Raw genomic sequence first — 18210 nt, 5'->3', positions numbered from 1 at the left:
ATCCTGAAAAACTATTCCTGTTCGCCCAGCGTGGCCATCACGGCCTCCAGCTGTTCCAGGGCGGAGTCGAATTCGAAGTCGCCGATCGCGCCCTGGATCTGGGCCACGCGCGGCGCCACCGGATGGCCGGCCAGCGCCGCCGCCAGGCCGGACAGGGCGGCGTCGTCGAGGGCGCCGCGGCGCAGGGCCTGCAACAGCACGCCGCCGGCACGGCGCGCGCGCGCCAGGTCGAAGGGCGCGGCCTCGGGCGCCACGGTCGGCTGCGGGCTGCCGGCGCGGATCGCGGCCAGCGCAACGCCCAGCGCGGCGGTCGCGCTCTCCAGCGCCTGGGCGGCCTCGCGCTCGTCGGTCGGCACGGTGTTGGTGGCCTGCTCGAGCTTGGACAGCGCGTCCGACAGCTGTTCCAGGCCGACGTTGGCGGCCACGCCGCGCACCTTGTGCGCCAGCATGCGCAGTTGCTGGTGCGAGCCGCCCGCCGCGTGCATCTTCAGCGTGGTGGCGAGGTCGCCGTACTGGCGGCCGAAATGCTCGAGCGCCTCGGCGTACACGTCCGCCTTGTCGGCCCAGCGGTGCAGGCCGGCGCGCCGGTTCAGCACCTCGCGCGCCAGGGCCGGCACCGCGATCGCATCCTTGTCGGCCTGCTGCTGGTCCAGGCCCAGCACGCGGGCGATCTCGTGCGACAGCGTGAACCAGTCGACCGGCTTGGTGGCGAAGCCGTCCATGCCCACTTCCACGCTGGCGCGGCGGTGCTCGGCCAGCACGCTGGCGGTCATCGCGATCACCGGCGTGCGGCGTTTGCCGGTGGCCGCCTCGTGGGCGCGCAGCGCGCGCGTGGCGCTCAAACCGTCGAGCGTGGGCATCTGGAAGTCCATCAGCACCAGGTCGAAGTCGCCGTCCCTGGCCTGTTCCAGCACCGCGGCGCCATCCGCCACGGCGGTGAGCGAGTGGCCGCGGCGCGCCATCAGGAGCTGCAGCAGCTCCAGGTTCTGCGGCACGTCGTCGGCGGCCAGCACGCGCAGCGGCGGCAGCACGGCGGCGCTGCGCACGCGCGGCGCCTGCTGCGCGAAACGCGCCAGCACCAGCGGCAGGTGCACGTGGAAGCTGGTGCCCTTGCCGAGTTCGCTCTCGGCCCAGATCTTCCCGCCCATCAGCTCGACCAGTTGCTTGCTGATGGTGGTGCCCAGGCCGGTGCCGCCGAAGCGGCGCGTCATCGAGGCGTCGGCCTGGGTAAAGGGATCGAAGATCGCCTGCAGGCGCTCGGGGGCGATGCCGATGCCGGTGTCGCTGACGATGATGCACAGCTGGTCGCCCTCGGCGCGCACGCGCAGGGTGACCGTGCCTTTCTCGGTGAACTTGATCGCGTTGTCGAGCAGGTTGGTGAGCACCTGGCGCACGCGCAGCTCGTCGCCGCGCAGGCCGGTCGGCAGCGCCGGATCGTAGTGGATGTCGAGGTGCAGGCCCTTGGCGCGCGCATTCGCGGCCAGCGTGGAAGAGAGCTCGTCGATCAGCGACAGCAGGTTGTAGTCGTTCTGCTCCAGCTCCACCGCGCCCTTTTCCAGCTTGGCGGTGTCGAGGATCTCGTTGAGCAGGCGCAGCAGCGCGCGGCCGGCGCTGCGGATGGTGTCGAGGTGGCGCCGCTGTTCCTTGTTCAACTCGCCGTCGAGCAGGACGTCGGTGAAGCCGAGGATCGAATTCATCGGCGTGCGAATCTCGTGGCTCATGTTGGCGACAAAGGTCGCGCGCGCGGCGGCGGCCTGTTCGGCCTTGTCCTTGGCGTCGCGCAGCGCGTCTTCCATCTGGCGGCGTTCGGTGATGTCGAGGATGACGCCGTCGAGCCAGGTCACGGTGCCCTCCTCGTCGCGCACGCCGCTGCCGTTTTCCCACAGCCAGCGCACGCTGCCGTCCCGGTGCAGCAGGCGGTATTCGACCAGGTAGGGGCGGTCCTCGCGCAGCGCGGCTTCCAGTTCCTCGTTCACGCGCACGCGGTCGGTCGCATGGATCAGGGTGCCGAACAGGCGGCGTGGCTGGTCGCCCAGGAAGTCGGCGGCCGGGTAGCCGGTGACGCGTTCGACCGCGTCGCTGATGAAGACCATCGGCCATTGGCCGTCCAGCGTGCAGCGGAAGGAAATGCCGGGGATGTTGGCGATCAGGGAGCGGAACTGCGCTTCGCTGGCATGCAGCGCCTGCATGATCGCGCGGCGCTCGCTGATGTCGGTGATGAAGCAGACGAACAGGTCCTGCTTGTCCAGGCGCGCGTGTCCGATGGCGCGGCGGATCGGCACCAGGCTGCCGTCCTTGCGCTTGCCCATGATTTCGCTGCTGCCCGACATCGCCGGGGTGTAGCCTTCGGTGATCAGGCCCAGCAGGCCGTCGTGCGTGGCCGCGTCGTCATCGGCGACCAGCAGGCTGGCGCTGCGGCCGACGATCTCCTCGCGCCGCCAGCCGAAGATGCGCTCGGCCGAGGCGTTGAATTCGGTGATGGTGCCGTCGCGCGCGATCGTGATCACGCCGTCCACCGTGGTGGTGAGCAGGGCGCGCATCCAGGCTTCGCTGCGGCGCAGTTCGAGGAACATCATGCGGTAGCGCAGCAGGCCGTTGGCTGCGACCACCAGGCCGGTGAAGACCACGGTGGTGAGCGAGATGGCCAGGGCCAGGAAGTCGCTGTTCGAGGAAGCGACGCCTCCCGGCTCGACCTGGCCGACGAAGCGCGCGGCGGCCATGCCGGTGTAGTGCATGCCGGCGATGGCGCAGCCCATCACGATGGCGGCCAGTAGCAGGCGGCGCGATTCGCTCAGCGAGCGGAAGCGCTTCAGTCCGAAGCGTACGCCCAGCGCCAGCGTGGCCAGCACCACGGCCACCACGATAGACAGGGCGAACATGGCCGGGTCATAGCGCAACTGCAGGCCCATCTGCATGCCGGCCATGCCGGAATAATGCATGGCGCCGATGCCGGCGCCGACCAGCACGCCGCCGACCAGCAGGCCGACCGGGCCGAGGCGCTGGCGCGAGATCAGCGACAGTGCCACCGCCGAGGCGCCGATGCTGGGCAGCGCCGACAGGATGGTGGTCATCGGATCATAGGTGATCGGCGTGCACAGGTTAAACGCCAGCATGCCGATGAAGTGCATGGCCCAGACCCCGGCCCCCAGGGCGAGGCTGCCGCTGGCGAGCACGAGCGCCCGGTGGCTGCGGCTGGCGGCCGCCTGTCCTGCGATCTGCAGGCCCATCCAGGAAGAGAAAATCGCGATCAGGACCGAGAGCAGGACGAAGCGCGGTTCATAGGCGCCAAAGGTGAGCAGCGACGGATCGTCCGGAACTGAAAATAATTGCAGCATGGGGCGGCTTTTGCGGTGATTGGGCAGGGAAAAGCGCCCGAGAAAGGTCTCAGCAGTATCGCATTTTCGTAAGGGAAAGTCTCGTTGAAGGCAGGAATCATGCGGGTTTGACCCACTTTTCTGTCGCGCAGGCGCCACCCCGATCGCATGTGTAACGACATGCATTGCAGAAAAAATCCTTGTGATGCTACTCTGCATTGGTAAACCAACACGAAGCGCGTTTGGATAGCGCCAATGCAGGCGATCCAGCCAGGGAAGAACCTTGCGTACTAGAATTCTCGCGATCGCATTCGCTGCCGCCAGCGGCGTCGTCTGCGCGGCAGAGGCGGCGGCGCCCGCCGCCAGGCCGCGGCTCACCATCACGACCGAAACCTCGGCGCCGTCGAGCATGCTGGAGGGCACGCGCGTGACCGGCATCGCCACCGACAAAGTGCGCGAAGCCATGCAGCGCGCCGGCGTCGATTACAGCATCGAACTGCTGCCCTGGAAGCGCGCCTACCTTGCCGCGCAGCAGCGTCCGGATGCCTGCGTGTACTCGACCTCGCGGACGCCGGAACGGGAAAACTTGTTCAAATGGGTGGGGCCGACGGCGGTCGCCGAATGGGTGATGCTGGCGCGCGCCGACCGCAAGCTGCTACTACGCAGCCTCGAGGATGCGCGCGGCCTGCGCATCGGCACCTACAACGGCGACGCCCGCGACGCCTACCTGCGCTCACGCGGCTTTCGCGTCGACGCCGCCAATGAGGATCTGGCCAATGCCGGCAAGCTGCTGCTTGACCGCATCGACCTGTGGGCCGCCAGCCTGCGCACCGGCACCACCATCCTGAGCCGCTACGGCTACGACAAGAAGATCGTGCCGCTGCTGGTGTTCAACCGCATCGAGCTCTACCTGGCCTGCAACCCCGGGGTGCCGGATGCCGTGGTGGCGCGCCTGAACGCGGCTTTCGCATCGATGGAACGGGATGGGACGGCGCGGCGGATCGAGCGCCGTTACGAGAATTGGGGTGAGCGGCTCAGGCAGCCGTAATGCTCGCGTGCATGGACTGGCCAGCGCTAGAGGTGTTGGGGGGTGTAAATTATTCCGACGGAAATGTCGGGGCAAATCGAGGGGCAGATCAATGTCACTGCCATGCTGGTGGGTGGTGCCTCCGGCCGGAATCGAACCGGCACGCCTTTCGGCGCTTGATTTTGAGTCAAGTGCGTCTACCAATTCCGCCACAGAGGCCCAATAGCAGGCGCGCATCTTAGCACATCGATTGCACGGATGACCAGCACCGGTGAAAGTATTGCGCCGAAGACGCTTGTCACGGGCCGGCGAAGGCCCGTGTCGGCGCCGCCGCCTTCAGCAGGCGATGCGCTGCTGCAGTAGCCGCAGGCTGCCCACCGGGCCGATCACCTGCAGGATGTGCGGCTGCACCGCCACCTCGATCGAGCCCTCGCGGCCGCGCAGCCAGGGCAGCGGGCGGAAGTAGCTGATGCGGTCGGCATCGGACCTGGTGCGCCGGTAGCCCAGCGATACCAGCGCCTCGTCGAGCGTGGTGATCATGTGGTGGGCGTCGAAGCGGGTGCGCATCTCGAAGCTTCCCGGCCCCATCATGGCCACCGGCAGCAGGCCGCCGACCAGCGCCGGCAGCACGATGAAGGGCAGCGGGGTGCCCGGGTCGATGAGGTGCAGCGCCAGCATCAGCAGCGGCAGGCCGACTGCCATGGTGAGAGCCCAGGGAAACAGCTGCCGCCAGGTGCCGGGACGACGCAGGAAATAAGGCCGTTCTCGAACACGGACAATTTCCGAAAAGGTAACGCTTTTCATGGTATCTCCTCGCAGCGCTGCTCGATCGGTTGCGCCCGCATGGCAACAAAAAACGACCTGTTTTATTGTGCCGGTCTAGCTTACGGGGCAGTTGACTCCGCTCAAAGCGCGCTATCTTGCATACATAGGTTCTCACATCAGGCTGGTGTGCTGCGCACTGGTGAAAAATATGCAGGAATCGTGCCAGGACCAAAAAAGCCGCCGGCTGGGGTGCCGGCGGCCTGCGGAAATGGCGTCTGCGAGGAAAAATCAGCGGCTGCGCTGGAACAGCCGGAAGCGCTCGTCGCGGTCGGAGGCGCGCCGGCCTTCCCACAGCACTTTGCTGCCGCGCACGCCATAGCGGCGCGCCAGTTTGTCGTCGTCGCGGTTCCTGATGCTGTCCTGGAGCAGGACGTAGCGGCAAGTGCCGCCCGCCAGGGTGGTGAAGGGCAGACGGCCGAAGTAGGCGAACGAGGCGCGCTGGGCCGGGTTCACGTTGGTTTCGATGCAGTCGGCGTCATGCGGCAGCGTTGCGGCGATCTGCTGGGCCACGCCGGCGTAGCTCTTGCTGTAGTTCAGGTCCGGCAGGAACAGGGTCATCAGGAGCACCCACAGCAGGATCAGCCCGCCCGAAGACAGGACCACCGCGCGCCACAGCACCGAAGGCTGGCGCGACAGGCGCCAGTGGACCAGCATGATCCAGCCGATGCTGGCCGCGGCCGCCACCAGGAAGGCGATGATGCCGACTTCCGGCTTGAAGCCAGGCACCAGCTTGAGCGCATTCTTGGCCAACTGGGCCGGCCAGCCGGTGAGCTTGGCGATCCAGAACAGCCAGATCAGCGCGCCCAGCATGGTCAGCACCATCACCGAGAACCAGTCGATCGCATTGATCGCGCCGCGCTTCATGGTCGGCAAGCCAAAAGCGGCCATCAGCGCCAGCGGCGCCAGCATCTTGAGGAAGTCGCTGTTTTCCGGCTCCGGGTCGCACAGCAGCAGCAGCGCGAGGGCGACGAAGAACACCACCGGCATCACGATGTGCAGCAGGTGCTGCTGGCGGCGCCAGGCCCAGATCGCCCACAGGGCGAACGGCCAGGCCGGCCAGAAGAACCACACGCCGATGCGGAAGAAGCCCTTCAGCGACGCCAGGCCGGGCAGGGCGAGCTGGCCGGCATTCCAGTCCAGCCAGGTGCCGACCGGCGACAGGCCATAGGGCCGGACCGTTGCTGCCGGCACGACCCAGGCCAGGGTGATAAGAAATCCGACGCCGGCCGCGATGGCCACGTGGCGCAGGGTGTCGCGGGTGGTCAGCTTCAGGTAGCTGGTGCAGGCGTACAGGGCCAGCACCAGCACCGCCGGCACCACGATGCCGCGCGTGAGCGCCAGCGCGCCCAGCGACAGGCCGACCAGCACGGCATTGCGCGTCGAGGCGGTCTCGACATAACGCACCGCGCGGTACAGGAAATAGGCGAGCAGGGCGCCCTGCAGGGTAGCAGCGAGGGTCAGGTGGCTCTGCACCAACAGGCCCAGGCAGCCGAGGTAGATCAGCACCGCGGTGTCACCCAGGGTGCGGCCGTAGTCGTCGGGCTCGGGTTGGCCGCCGAAGGCCAGGCGCAGCGGCTGCGCCTCGGCGCGGCGTCCCAGGTGGAAGGCGGTGTACCAAAGCGACATGGCGCCGGTGACGAAGATGCCGATGGTGGAGACGCGCGCGGCCAGCACGTCGCCCAGGATCCAGCCGAACAGCTTGATGCACAGCGCCCCGAGCCAGAAGGCCAGCGGGCCTTCCTCGGCGGCCGGCAGGCCGGCGATGTTCGGGTACAGCCAGTCGTCGATGCCACCGTGCGCCATCGTCCACATGATACCGAAGGGGCCGGCGTCTTCCTTCCATGGGTGGCGGCCGATCAGGCCCGGCAGGATGTACAGCATGCCCAGCGCGAGCAGGGCCCAGCGGGGCAGCGCCAGTGTGGCGGCAGCGGGAAGGCGGACGGGTTTCATCGTTCAGTGCAGCGGGAAAGAATAGTCGCGTAGTATAGCCGCGAAAAAAAAGAAGCCGGGGAACCGGCTTCTTTTTCGGCAACTTCGGGCGCTGTGGGCCCGGAGCTTGCGTGGTGCCTGGGCGAATTAGCCGTTGGCGACCGAGGTCTTCGAGCCGACCGCGCCGAACTTCTGGCGGAACTTCTCGACGCGACCAGCGGTGTCGACGATCTTGTGCTTGCCGGTGTAGAACGGGTGCGATTCAGCCGAGACTTCGATCTTGACCAGCGGGTATTCCTTACCTTCGTAGGTAGCGGTTTCGCGGGTGTTGATGGTCGAACGGGTGATGAACTTGAAGTCGCAGGACACGTCGTGGAACAGGACTTCGCGGTAATCCGGATGGATATCGGTCTTCATGGTTTTGCTTTCTCTATATTGGTAGCCAAACGGCACTTCGTCGGTCGTCCTGCTTCTTGACCCGATTGCCGATCACTTGCCAGGGTTGGACTGAACCGGCGATTATAGAGTGGTTTGGCATGGGAGGCAACCTGGGTGTGGTGCAAGGACACCAAGAGGTGTGCATGGAAAATTGGTCCCGGCCTGCGCCGGGATGACGGGCTTAGGTGCGTTGTCGAAGTCGGGCTGCCTCTATTCCGGCACTCTAACCAACGTCGTCCCGACGTAGGCCGGGATCCAGGTTCCAAGCGCACTGACAGCTTCCTTTCCTCACCGGCCAAAAGAAAAGGCGGCCCGCAGGCCGCCTCATTCGCGCGATTGCAGCGTCGGCGATTAGCCGCCGCGGCGCATCATGTCAAAGAATTCGACATTGTTCTTGGTCGCGCGCATCTTGTCGAGGATGAACTCCATCGCCTCGATCTCGTCCATCGAGTACAAGAGCTTGCGCAGGATCCAGATTTTCTGCAGCTGGTCCGGCTTGATCAGGAGCTCTTCGCGGCGGGTGCCCGACTTGTTCAGGTTGATCGCCGGGTAGACGCGCTTCTCGGCCAGGCGGCGCTCGAGGTGCACTTCCATGTTGCCGGTGCCCTTGAATTCTTCGTAGATGACGTCGTCCATGCGCGAGCCGGTCTCGATCAGGGCGGTGGCGACGATGGTCAGCGAACCGCCTTCCTCGACGTTGCGCGCCGCGCCGAAGAAGCGCTTCGGGCGCTGCAGGGCGTTGGCATCCACGCCGCCGGTCAGCACCTTGCCCGAGGCCGGGATCACGGTGTTGTAGGCGCGCGCCAGGCGGGTGATCGAGTCCAGCAGGATCACGACGTCCTTCTTCATCTCGACCAGGCGCTTGGCCTTTTCCAGCACCATCTCGGCGACCTGCACGTGGCGGGTGGCCGGTTCGTCGAAGGTCGAGGCGACCACTTCGCCGCGCACCGAGCGCTGCATCTCGGTCACTTCTTCCGGACGCTCGTCGATCAGCAGGACGATCAGGGTCACGTCAGGGTGGTTGGCGGTGATCGCGTGGGCGATGTGCTGCAGCATGACCGACTTGCCCGACTTCGGCGAAGCGACCAGCAGGCCGCGCTGGCCCTTGCCGATCGGCGAGATCAGGTCGACGATGCGGCCGGTGATGTTCTCGGCGCCGTTCATGTCGCGCTCGAGACGCAGCGGCTCGTTCGGGTGCAGCGGGGTCAGGTTTTCGAACAGGATGCGGTGCTTCGAGGCTTCCGGCGATTCGCCGTTGACCTTGTCCACCTTCACCAGCGCGAAGTAGCGCTCGCCGTCCTTCGGCGTACGCACTTCGCCTTCGATCGAGTCACCCGTATGCAAGTTGAACCGGCGGATCTGCGACGGCGAGATGTAGATGTCGTCGGTCGAGGCCATGTAGCTGGCGTCCGGCGAGCGCAGGAAGCCGAAGCCGTCCGGCAGGACTTCGAGGGCGCCGTCGCCGAAGATTTGTTCGCCCTGCTTGGCGCGCTTCTTCAGGATCGCGAACATCAGTTCCTGTTTGCGCAGGCGGGCTGCGTTGTCGATGTCGAGGCCGATGGCCATCTCCAGCAGCGCGGAGACGTGCATTGCCTTCAGTTCAGATAAATGCATGTTTGTGTGGGTGTCCCGTGACGGGAAAGTAAAGGTAGGGGAGGGAACTACGTGGGTTTATGTAAGCTGGGAAGCACCGGAGCCGGTCAGCTTCCCGACAATGACGGCAACGCGGGCGCGCTGCCGTCGCTCATGTTAACGATATCAGATGTTGCCGTCGATAAACTGAACCAGCTGGCCCTTGGCCATGGCGCCGACTTTCTGCGCAGCCGCTTCACCGTTCTTGAACAGGATCAGGGTCGGGATGCCGCGGATACCGAACTGGGCCGGCACGGCCTGGTTGGCGTCGACGTCGACCTTGGCCACCACCAGCTTGCCAGCATATTGCTGGGCGACTTCTTCCAGGATCGGTGCAATCATCTTGCACGGGCCGCACCACTCAGCCCAGAAATCGACCAGGACCGGGAGCTCGGACTTGAGCACTTCGGCATCGAAGCTTGCATCGGTGATGTGTTTAATGTTTTCGCTCATTATGTTCCTCAAAAGAGGTAAGGATCAATTAACGCCTGTGACCAGTGCCAACACCTGCATGGTCCTGGCCGGTTTTTCGCGTACTGCGCATCGTGCAGTCTTATCAAATAATTAGCTGCTACACAATGGTGGAGGCACTGTGTGCAAAATTCAATATGGAAAGACGGCAGGGGGTGTCAGGCGGGGATGTGCCGAATAATACCCCATTTTTTCAAAAAGTGTGGACCGGCTTGTACAAAATCTCAACATTGCACCGCCAGGCGCAGCTGCTCGATCGCCAGCGGCTTGCGGAAAGTTCCCGCCACCCGCAGCCCGAGGGCGCGCGCCAGCTCGGTGGCGGCGTCGCGCACGCCGTCTTCCAGCGCCGACACCAGGATCACCCGGCCGCTGAAGCCCTGGCCGGCCGCGGCCTGCAGGAATTCGATGCCGTCCATCTCGGGCATCGCCAGGTCGCAGATCAGGAGATCGGGCGCATGGCGCGGCAGGGCCGCCAGCGCGCGCCGCGCGTCGGATTCGGCATGGACGTCGAAGCGGCCGCCGGCGCCGCTCTCGTCGACCATGTCGAGCATCTCGCGCAGCACGTCGAGCATGAAGCGGTCGTCGTCGAGCAGCAGCACGCGGCGGGGCGCGGCATGCGATGCGGGCGAGGAGGGCGGCTTCATGCGGGAAGAACGGGCAGCGTGTGGAAGGAAGCCATTATGGCGAAATTTTCCAGTTCCGTGCAGATATTGAACAGCTTCCGCGTCAAACGCTGCCGGTAAACCGCGCCAAGTGGCCAGGATGCCACATCGTGGCCACCGAGGCCACCTTCCCGCCCGAGGTGGTGCGGCGGTGCAGCACCAGGCAGGGCTGGCCTACGCCGATCGCCAGCATCGCCGCCGCTTCGCCCGGCGCCGGCTGGGCTTCGATGGTGTAGCTCGCGCCCTGCAGCGGCGCGGCGGCCATCAGGTGCTCGTTCGGGGTGATGGCGCTGAAGTCCTGGTCGAGGTAGTTCGGCGCACAGTCCGGGTTGACCCAGCGGTCTTCGACCTGGATCGGCACGTCGTTCTCGAAATGGACGATGATCGAATGGTAGAGCGTGGCGCCGGGCGCCAGCTCGAACTCGGCCGCCACCTCGTCGGTGGCGATCTCCGCGCGCAGCAGGCGCAGGTGGCTGCGGTGGGCGCGGCCGCGCGCGCGGATCTCGTCGGCGATGTTGCGGATCTCGACCAGGGTGGCCTGGTACTTCTGCGGCGCCACATAGGTGCCCGAGCCCTGGCGCCGGGTCAGCACCTGCTCGGCGGTGAGCTCGCGCACCGCGCGGTTGACGGTCATGCGCGAGACGCCGAACTGGCGCACCAGCGCCTGCTCGGAGGGCACCAGGTCGCCTTCCTTCCAGCGGCCGGAGGCGATCTCGCCGACCAGGTAATCCTTGATGCGCTGGAAAATGGGGGTGCTGTCTTGCGTGATCGGTTCTTCCAAACTACTCTCCGGGAAGGTTTGAAGCGGCATGCAGCCGCCGACACCAAATTCTAGCATCGCAATTCGAAAGCAATACCCGGAGTGCCCCGCGACCGCCAGGCGGCTAGGCTGGCCCTATACTTAACCAACGGGGATTTCATCATGACCGCCATGACCAGCATCTTTGATACCGACGAGGCGCGCTGGGCCGCCGTGCAGCGCCGCGACCGCGACGCCGACGGCCAGTTCACCTATTCCGTGCGCAGCACCGGGGTGTACTGCCGGCCCTCCTGCCCCTCGCGCGGCGCGCTGCGCGCCAACGTCGCCTTCCACGCCAGTGCGCTCGATGCCGAGGCCGCGGGCTTCCGTCCCTGCCGGCGCTGCCGGCCGGACGAGCCGCCGCTGGCGCAGCGCCAGGCGGCCGCGGTGGCGCAGGCCTGCCGCCTGATCGACGCGTCCGAAGAAGCGCCCGACCTCGACAGCCTGGCGCTGGCGGTGGGCATGAGCCGCTTCCATTTTCACCGCATCTTCAAGGCGCATACGGGCGTCACGCCGAAAGCCTATGCCAGCGCGCGCCGCGGCGCGCGCCTGCGGCAGGGGCTGGGGTCGGCGCCGAGCGTGACCGAGGCGCTGTACGAGGCCGGATTCAATTCGAGCGGGCGCTTCTACGACGCCAGTGCCGGGCTGCTGGGCATGACGCCCGGCCGCTACCGCGCGGGCGGGCAGGGCGAGCGCATCCGCTTCGCCGTCGCGCAGTGTTCGCTCGGCGCCATCCTGGTGGCGAGTACGGAGCGCGGCATCTGCGCGATCCTGATCGGCGACGAGCCGGAACCGCTGGTGCACGACCTCGAGGCGCGCTTCCCGCAGGCCGAACTGCTGGGCGCGCAAGCCGATTTCGAGCGCACCGTGGCCCAGGTGATCGGCTTCGTGGAAGCGCCGCGCCTGGGCCTGGACCTGCCGCTCGACGTGCGCGGCACGGCCTTCCAGCGCCGCGTATGGGAGGCGTTGCGCGCCATTCCCGCCGGCTCCACCGTCAGCTACAGCGAACTGGCCGAGCGCCTGGGCATGCCGACGGCCGCGCGCGCGGTCGCGGGGGCCTGCGCGGCCAACCCGGTGGCGGTGGCGATTCCCTGCCACCGCGTGGTGCGGACGGACGGCGCCCTGTCCGGCTACCGCTGGGGGATCGAGCGCAAGCGCACGCTGCTCGACCGCGAGGCGGCACAGTAATGCCGACCTCGAGCGAGATCGATTGGGAGCGTGTGGCCGCAGAGCTCGATGCCTTCGGCTGCGCCGTGCTTCCCGGCTTGCTGGCGCCACAGGACTGCGAGGCCGCCAGCGCGCTGTACGAGCGGCCGGCGCTGTTTCGCAGCCGCGTCCTGATGCAGCAGCACGGTTTCGGGCGCGGCGAGTACCGGTATTTCGCCTATCCGCTGCCGGCGCCGCTGGACGCCTTGCGCAGCGCCCTGTATCCGCCGCTGGCGGGCATCGCCAACCGCTGGCACGCCGTGCTCGGCATCGATACCCGTTTCCCGGCGCTGCACGCGGACTACCTGGCGCGCTGCCACGCGGCGGGCCAGGACAAACCCACGCCGCTGCTGCTGCGCTACCGCGAAGGCGACTACAACTGCCTGCACCAGGACCTGTACGGCGAACTGGTGTTCCCGCTGCAGGTGGCGGTGCTGCTGTCGCGGCCGGGCGTCGACTTCGAGGGCGGGGAGTTCGTATTGACGGAGCAGCGCCCGCGCATGCAGTCGCGGGCCGAGGTGGTGCCCCTGGGGCAGGGCGACGCGGTCGTGTTCGCGGTGAACCAGCGCCCGGTGCAGGGCACGCGCGGCGTGTACCGGGTGGCGATGCGCCATGGCGTGAGCCGGCTGCGGCGCGGCATGCGGCATACGCTGGGGATCATCTTCCACGACGCAGGCTAGGCGGCTATGCCCGTGCCTTGATTTTCTATACACTTCTCCGTGCCGCGGCCATCAGCTGCGGTCACCCATATAAAAACGGAGAAATCATCAGCATGCGCGCGCGCCAGATCCCCCTGTGTTCCATGATCGTCCTCGCCGGCCTCGGCGTCCTTTCGTCGGCCCACGCCGACACCGTCATCACCAACGCCAACGGCTACACCCTGAACGCCAAGGGCGACCTGGTGCAGTTCAGCGCGCTGGCCTTCGACGACCGCGGACGCATCCTTGCCGTCGGCAGCAATGCCGAGGTGGGCGCCAAGGTGAAAAACGCACGCCAGGTGGACATGCGGGGCCGCACCGTGCTGCCGGGCCTGATCGACGCCCACGGCCACGTGTTCGGCCTGGGCCAGCAGCTGACCCAGCTCGATTTGTCCGCCACCACCTCGCTCGACGGCGCCATCAAGGCGATCGCCGGCTATGCCAAGGCCAATGCCGACCACGCCTGGATCCGCGGGCGCGGCTGGAACCAGGAAAACTGGAAGCTGGGCCGCTTCCCGACCGCCGCCGAACTCGACGCCGTCGTGTCCGATCGTCCGGTCTGGCTGGAGCGCGTCGACGGCCACGCCGGCTGGGCCAACAGCCGCACGCTGGCGCTGGCCGGCATTACGAAGACGACGCCGGATCCGGCCGGCGGCAAGATCATGCGTGATGCAAATGGCGAAGCCACCGGCGTGCTGGTGGACGCGGCGCAGGAACTGGTGACCAAGGTCATGCCGGCCCAGACCGAGGCGGAAGGCCGCGCCATGCTCGATAAATCGCTGCAGGAGATCGCGCGCATGGGCCTGACCAGCGTGCACGACGCCGGCATCGGTGCGGCGGAAGATCGCCTGTACCGCGACTACGCGGACAAGAAGAAACTCACCACCCGTGTCTACGCCATGATCGGCGGCACCGGCGAGGATTTTGACCAGTTGGCAAAAAATGGCCCGCTGAAGGACTACGCGGACGGCATGTACGCGCTGCGCTCGGTCAAGCTGTACTCGGACGGCGCGCTGGGCAGCCGCGGCGCCGCCCTGCTCAAGCCCTACAGCGACGAGCCGCATTCGCACGGCCTGCTGTTCTTCAAGCAGGCGCAGATGGACGCCATGATGACCAAGGCCATGCGCAAGGGCTACCAGCTCAACGTGCACGCGATCGGCGACGCCGGCAACAAGCAGTTGCTGGACATCTACCAGAAGCGCGTCGCGGACACGAAGAGCGCAGGTCAGCGCCACCGCATCGAGCACGCGCAGGTCGTGGCGCCCGCCGACATCCCGCGCTTCAAGAGCATCGGCATCATTCCCTCGATGCAGCCGACCCACGCCACCTCGGACAAGAACATGGCCGAGACCCGCGTCGGCCCGGAGCGCATCAAGGGCGCCTACGCCTGGCGCAGCTTCCTGCACCAGGGCTCGCGCATCGCCTGCGGCTCGGACTTCCCGGTGGAGTCGCCGAATCCCTTCTTCGGCATCCACGCCGCCGTCACCCGCATGGACCATGCCGGCCAGCCGGTGGCGGGCTGGTATCCGAACCAGGCGATGTCGCTGAAGGAGGCCTTCCGCTGCTTCACCCTCGATGCGGCCTATGCCGGCCACCAGGAAAACAGCCTGGGTTCGCTGGAGCCGGGCAAGCACGCCGACTTCATCGTGATCGACCGCGACCTGTTCCGCATGCCGACCTACGACATCTTCAAGACCGGCGTGCTGGAGACCTGGGTGGGTGGCAAGCAGGTGTTCAAGAAATAAGGTGAATCGTAGGGTGGGCGGGTCTCCCGCCCGCGCGTTCAGAGTAGAGGCAGCGTGGCCGTTCACAACGAAGTTGAACGCGCGGACGGCGAAGCCGTCCACCCTACAAACGCAACATCAAAATTGGTTGACTTGGTTGTATAGACAACCTAGACTCATCGCAGATTCCAACCAGGAGCCGCCATGAACTCACCGATGCCCATTGATCCCCGCTTCGACCCCTCCCGCGTCATCCGCGCCCCGCGCGGCAGCGAACTCTCCTGCAAGAGCTGGCTCACCGAAGCCGCCTACCGCATGATCCAGAACAACCTCGACGCCGAGGTCGCGGAAAACCCGCAGGCGCTGGTCGTCTACGGCGGCATCGGGCGCGCGGCGCGCAACTGGGAGTGCTACGACCAGATCCTCGCCTCGCTGCGCGAACTGGAAGACGACCAGACCCTCCTGATCCAGTCCGGCAAGCCGGTCGGCGTGTTCCGCACCCATGCGGACGCCCCGCGCGTGCTGCTGGCGAACTCCAACTTGGTGCCGAAATGGGCCAACTGGGAACACTTCAATGAACTCGACCGCAAGGGCCTGTTCATGTACGGCCAGATGACCGCCGGCAGCTGGATCTACATCGGCACCCAGGGCATCGTGCAGGGCACCTACGAGACCTTCGCCGAAGCCGGGCGCCAGCACTTCGGCGGCGACATGGCCGGGCGCTGGATCCTCACCGCCGGCCTGGGCGGCATGGGTGGCGCCCAGCCGCTGGCCGCCACCTTCGCCGGCGCCGTGTCGCTCAACATCGAATGCCAGCAGAGCAGCATCGACTTCCGCCTGCGCACCCGCTACCTCGACAAGCAGGCACGCGATATCGACGAGGCGCTGGCGATGGTCAAGGAATACACCGCCAAGCGCGAAGCCGTCTCCATCGGCCTGCTCGGCAATGCCGCCGACGTGCTGCCGGAACTGGTGCGGCGTGCACGCGCGGGCGGCCTGGTGCCCGACATGGTCACCGACCAGACCTCGGCCCACGACCTGATCAACGGCTACCTGCCTTCCGGCTGGACGGTGGAAGAGTGGAAGGCCGCCCAGCAGGACCCGTCCCAGCACGCGCGCCTCAAGAGCGCGGCAGCCGCATCCTGCGCCGTGCACGTGCGCGCCATCCTCGACTTCAAGGCCATGGGTTCGTATGCTGTCGACTACGGCAACAACATCCGCCAGGTGGCCAAGGACGAGGGCGTCGCGGACGCCTTCGACTTCCCCGGCTTCGTGCCGGCCTACATCCGTCCCCAGTTCTGCGAGGGCCGCGGCCCGTTCCGCTGGGTGGCGCTGTCGGGCGACCCGGAAGACATCTATAAAACCGACGCCAAGATCAAGGAACTGTTCCCACAGCACGCACGGGTGCACCGCTGGCTCGACATGGCGCGCAGCAGGATCGCCTTCCAGGGCCTGCCGGCGCGCATCTGCTGGCTGGGCCTGGGCGAGCGCCACCTGGCGGGCCTGGCCTTCAACGAGATGGTGCGAACGGGCGAGCTGAAGGCGCCGATCGTCATTGGACGCGACCACCTCGATACCGGCTCGGTGGCCAGCCCCAACCGCGAGACCGAAGCCATGCGCGACGGCACCGACGCGGTGTCCGACTGGCCGCTGCTGAACGCCCTGCTGAACACGGCCGGCGGCGCCACCTGGGTCTCGCTGCACCATGGCGGCGGCGTGGGCATGGGCTACTCGCAGCACTCGGGCGTGGTCATCGTGGCCGACGGTACCGAGGCGGCAGCCAAGCGCCTGGCGCGCGTGCTGGTCAACGACAGCGGCTCGGGCGTGATGCGTCACGCCGACGCCGGCTATGAAAGCGCAATCGAGACGGCCAAGCGCAATGGCCTGAATCTTCCGATGATCAAATAAGGCAGTACATCATGAACGACTCGCATCACATTCTTACCCTGCAGCCGGGCGAACTGGCGCTCAGCGACCTGCGCGCCGTCTGGGCCGCCCACGTGCCCCTGCAACTGGCGCCGGAAGCCTGGCAGGCGGTGAACGCCTCCTGCGCCCTGGTCCAGCAAATCACCGCCAAGGGCGACCCGGCCTACGGCATCAACACCGGCTTCGGCATCCTGGCCAAGGCCCACATCCCGAACGACCAGCTGGAAGCGCTGCAGCGCAACCTGATCCTGTCGCACGCGGTGGGCACCGGCGAACTCATCGCCGATAACATCGTGCGCCTGATCGTGCTGACCAAGATCGGCAGCCTGGCGCGCGGCTATTCCGGCGTACGTCCCCTGATCATCGAGACCCTGATCGCCCTGTACAACGCGGGCATCATGCCGGCGATTCCCTCGCAAGGTTCGGTCGGCGCCTCGGGCGACCTGGCGCCGCTGGCCCACATGACCCTGGCCATGCTGGGCGTCGGCCCGGTGCGCTACAAAGGCGAACTGATGGATGCGAAGCAGGCCCTGGGCGCCGCCGGCATCGAGCCGGTGACCCTGGCGGCGAAAGAGGGCCTGGCCCTGATCAATGGCACCCAGGTCTCGACCGCGCTGGCCCTGCACGGCCTGTTCATGGCCGAGCGCGTGCTGGAAGCGGGCATGGTGGCCGGCGCCCTGTCGGTCGACGCCGCACGCGGCAGCGATGCGCCCTTCGATGCGCGCATCCACGCGGTGCGCGGCCAGCCGGGCCAGATCGCCGCCGCCGCCATCTACCGCGAGCTGGTGGCGGGCAGCGCCATCCGCGCCTCGCACCTGGTGGGCGACGAACGCGTGCAGGACCCGTACAGCCTGCGCTGCCAGCCGCAGGTGATGGGCGCGGCCATGGACCTGATCGCCAATGCCGGCCGTACCCTGCTGATCGAGGCGAACGCCGTCACCGACAACCCATTGCTGTTCCCCGCGGCGGGCGATCCCGACGACGGTGCGATCCTCTCGGGCGGTAACTTCCACGCCGAGCCGGTGGCCTTTGCCGCCGACACGCTGGCGCTGGCCATCGCCGAAGTCGGCGCGCTGTCGGAACGCCGCATCGCGCTGCTGATCGATGCCAACCTGTCCGGCTTGCCGGCCTTCCTGGTGAAGGAACCGGGCCTGAACTCGGGCTTCATGATCGCCCACGTCACCGCCGCCGCGCTGGCCTCGGAAAACAAGTCGCTGGCTCATCCGGCCAGCGTCGACAGCCTGCCGACCTCGGCCAACCAGGAAGACCACGTCAGCATGGCCACCTTCGCGGCGCGCCGTCTGGACCAGATGGCGCACAATACCTCGGTGATCGTCGGCATCGAGCTGCTGGCGGCGGCGCAGGGCATCGAATTCCACCGCCCCTTGAAGAGCTCCGAGCGCCTCGAGCACGTGCACGCCCAGCTGCGCGCACGGGTGGCGCCCTACGATGCGGACCGCTTCTTCGCCCCGGACATCGAGGCCGCGCGCCTGATGGTCGTGAACGGCGAGCTGTCGGCGTCGTGCAAGGAACTGTTCACCGTACTGCACCCTTAACAA

At 67.0% G+C, this 18210-nt stretch carries 14 protein-coding genes and 1 tRNA gene; 6 read left to right on the top strand and 9 right to left on the bottom strand.

Going from position 1 to position 18210, the window contains the following annotated elements; genetic code table 11:
• Window positions 1-11: 11 nt before the first annotated feature.
• Window positions 12-3335, bottom strand: a complete 3324-nt coding sequence (locus tag ACK4S9_RS03200; RefSeq protein ID WP_409721330.1) for an MHYT domain-containing protein — start codon at window positions 3333-3335, stop codon at window positions 12-14.
• Window positions 3336-3597: 262 nt separating this feature from the next.
• On the opposite strand from ACK4S9_RS03200, the gene ACK4S9_RS03195 reads away from it, so the two are divergent.
• Window positions 3598-4362, top strand: a complete 765-nt coding sequence (locus ACK4S9_RS03195; protein ID WP_409721327.1) for a substrate-binding periplasmic protein — start codon at window positions 3598-3600, stop codon at window positions 4360-4362.
• A 113-nt stretch (window positions 4363-4475) separates the two neighbouring features.
• On the opposite strand, the gene ACK4S9_RS03190 is transcribed toward ACK4S9_RS03195, so the two are convergent.
• The 8 genes from ACK4S9_RS03190 to hutC form a co-directional block, all read right to left on the bottom strand.
• Window positions 4476-4560: transfer RNA gene (locus tag ACK4S9_RS03190), tRNA-Leu, on the bottom strand.
• A 117-nt stretch (window positions 4561-4677) separates the two neighbouring features.
• Window positions 4678-5145: a hypothetical protein gene (locus tag ACK4S9_RS03185; RefSeq protein WP_409721324.1), complete on the bottom strand. Its 468-nt coding sequence runs from the start codon at window positions 5143-5145 to the stop codon at window positions 4678-4680.
• Between the two features lie 249 nt (window positions 5146-5394).
• Window positions 5395-7116, bottom strand: coding sequence for an ArnT family glycosyltransferase (locus ACK4S9_RS03180; protein ID WP_409721322.1), 1722 nt, complete (start codon window positions 7114-7116; stop codon window positions 5395-5397).
• A gap of 126 nt (window positions 7117-7242) precedes the next feature.
• Entirely contained in the window at window positions 7243-7512 is a 270-nt protein-coding gene (locus tag ACK4S9_RS03175) for a type B 50S ribosomal protein L31 (RefSeq protein ID WP_409721319.1), read from the bottom strand.
• 372 nt (window positions 7513-7884) lie between these two features.
• A complete protein-coding gene (gene rho / locus ACK4S9_RS03170; protein ID WP_005665081.1) occupies window positions 7885-9147 on the bottom strand; it encodes a transcription termination factor Rho in 1263 nt (420 codons plus the stop codon).
• A gap of 144 nt (window positions 9148-9291) precedes the next feature.
• On the bottom strand, window positions 9292-9618 hold the full coding sequence (trxA, locus tag ACK4S9_RS03165) for a thioredoxin TrxA (RefSeq protein WP_409721316.1): 327 nt from the start codon (window positions 9616-9618) through the stop codon (window positions 9292-9294).
• Window positions 9619-9860: 242 nt separating this feature from the next.
• Window positions 9861-10280, bottom strand: coding sequence for a response regulator (locus ACK4S9_RS03160; protein WP_409721313.1), 420 nt, complete (start codon window positions 10278-10280; stop codon window positions 9861-9863).
• Window positions 10281-10362: 82 nt separating this feature from the next.
• A complete protein-coding gene (gene hutC, locus ACK4S9_RS03155; protein WP_409721310.1) occupies window positions 10363-11109 on the bottom strand; it encodes a histidine utilization repressor in 747 nt (248 codons plus the stop codon).
• 111 nt (window positions 11110-11220) lie between these two features.
• Between hutC and ada the strand changes: the two genes are divergently transcribed.
• The 5 genes from ada (at window position 11221) to hutH (ending at window position 18207) form a co-directional block, all read left to right on the top strand.
• Complete coding sequence (gene ada / locus ACK4S9_RS03150) at window positions 11221-12285, top strand: bifunctional DNA-binding transcriptional regulator/O6-methylguanine-DNA methyltransferase Ada (RefSeq protein WP_409721307.1); 1065 nt, start codon at window positions 11221-11223, stop codon at window positions 12283-12285.
• Complete coding sequence (locus tag ACK4S9_RS03145) at window positions 12285-12983, top strand: 2OG-Fe(II) oxygenase (protein WP_409721304.1); 699 nt, start codon at window positions 12285-12287, stop codon at window positions 12981-12983. The genes ada and ACK4S9_RS03145 overlap by 1 nt, the downstream gene beginning before the upstream one ends.
• 92 nt (window positions 12984-13075) lie before the next feature.
• Complete coding sequence (locus ACK4S9_RS03140) at window positions 13076-14746, top strand: amidohydrolase (protein ID WP_409721301.1); 1671 nt, start codon at window positions 13076-13078, stop codon at window positions 14744-14746.
• A 183-nt stretch (window positions 14747-14929) separates the two neighbouring features.
• Window positions 14930-16633: a urocanate hydratase gene (gene hutU / locus ACK4S9_RS03135; protein ID WP_409721298.1), complete on the top strand. Its 1704-nt coding sequence runs from the start codon at window positions 14930-14932 to the stop codon at window positions 16631-16633.
• Window positions 16634-16644: 11 nt separating this feature from the next.
• Window positions 16645-18207 (top strand): histidine ammonia-lyase, encoded by a 1563-nt coding sequence (hutH, locus tag ACK4S9_RS03130; protein WP_409721296.1) that lies wholly within the window; start codon window positions 16645-16647, stop codon window positions 18205-18207.
• Window positions 18208-18210 lie beyond the last annotated feature (3 nt).

This window comes from Massilia sp., from assembly GCF_046293535.1.
In the GTDB taxonomy this organism is placed as follows: Bacteria; Pseudomonadota; Gammaproteobacteria; order Burkholderiales; family Burkholderiaceae_D; genus Telluria.
Note: the sequence above shows the minus strand (reverse complement) of the source record. Positions and strands in the feature narration are given on the sequence as shown.

Coding starts and splice junctions, on each gene's coding strand:
- ACK4S9_RS03200 (WP_409721330.1), bottom strand. CDS start 3,335: ATGCTGCAATTATTTTCAGTTCCGGACGATCCGTCGCTGCTCACCTTT.
- ACK4S9_RS03185 (WP_409721324.1), bottom strand. CDS start 5,145: ATGAAAAGCGTTACCTTTTCGGAAATTGTCCGTGTTCGAGAACGGCCT.
- ACK4S9_RS03180 (WP_409721322.1), bottom strand. CDS start 7,116: ATGAAACCCGTCCGCCTTCCCGCTGCCGCCACACTGGCGCTGCCCCGC.
- ACK4S9_RS03175 (WP_409721319.1), bottom strand. CDS start 7,512: ATGAAGACCGATATCCATCCGGATTACCGCGAAGTCCTGTTCCACGAC.
- rho (WP_005665081.1), bottom strand. CDS start 9,147: ATGCATTTATCTGAACTGAAGGCAATGCACGTCTCCGCGCTGCTGGAG.
- trxA (WP_409721316.1), bottom strand. CDS start 9,618: ATGAGCGAAAACATTAAACACATCACCGATGCAAGCTTCGATGCCGAA.
- ACK4S9_RS03160 (WP_409721313.1), bottom strand. CDS start 10,280: ATGAAGCCGCCCTCCTCGCCCGCATCGCATGCCGCGCCCCGCCGCGTG.
- hutC (WP_409721310.1), bottom strand. CDS start 11,109: ATGCCGCTTCAAACCTTCCCGGAGAGTAGTTTGGAAGAACCGATCACG.
- ada (WP_409721307.1), top strand. CDS start 11,221: ATGACCGCCATGACCAGCATCTTTGATACCGACGAGGCGCGCTGGGCC.
- ACK4S9_RS03145 (WP_409721304.1), top strand. CDS start 12,285: ATGCCGACCTCGAGCGAGATCGATTGGGAGCGTGTGGCCGCAGAGCTC.
- ACK4S9_RS03140 (WP_409721301.1), top strand. CDS start 13,076: ATGCGCGCGCGCCAGATCCCCCTGTGTTCCATGATCGTCCTCGCCGGC.
- hutU (WP_409721298.1), top strand. CDS start 14,930: ATGAACTCACCGATGCCCATTGATCCCCGCTTCGACCCCTCCCGCGTC.
- hutH (WP_409721296.1), top strand. CDS start 16,645: ATGAACGACTCGCATCACATTCTTACCCTGCAGCCGGGCGAACTGGCG.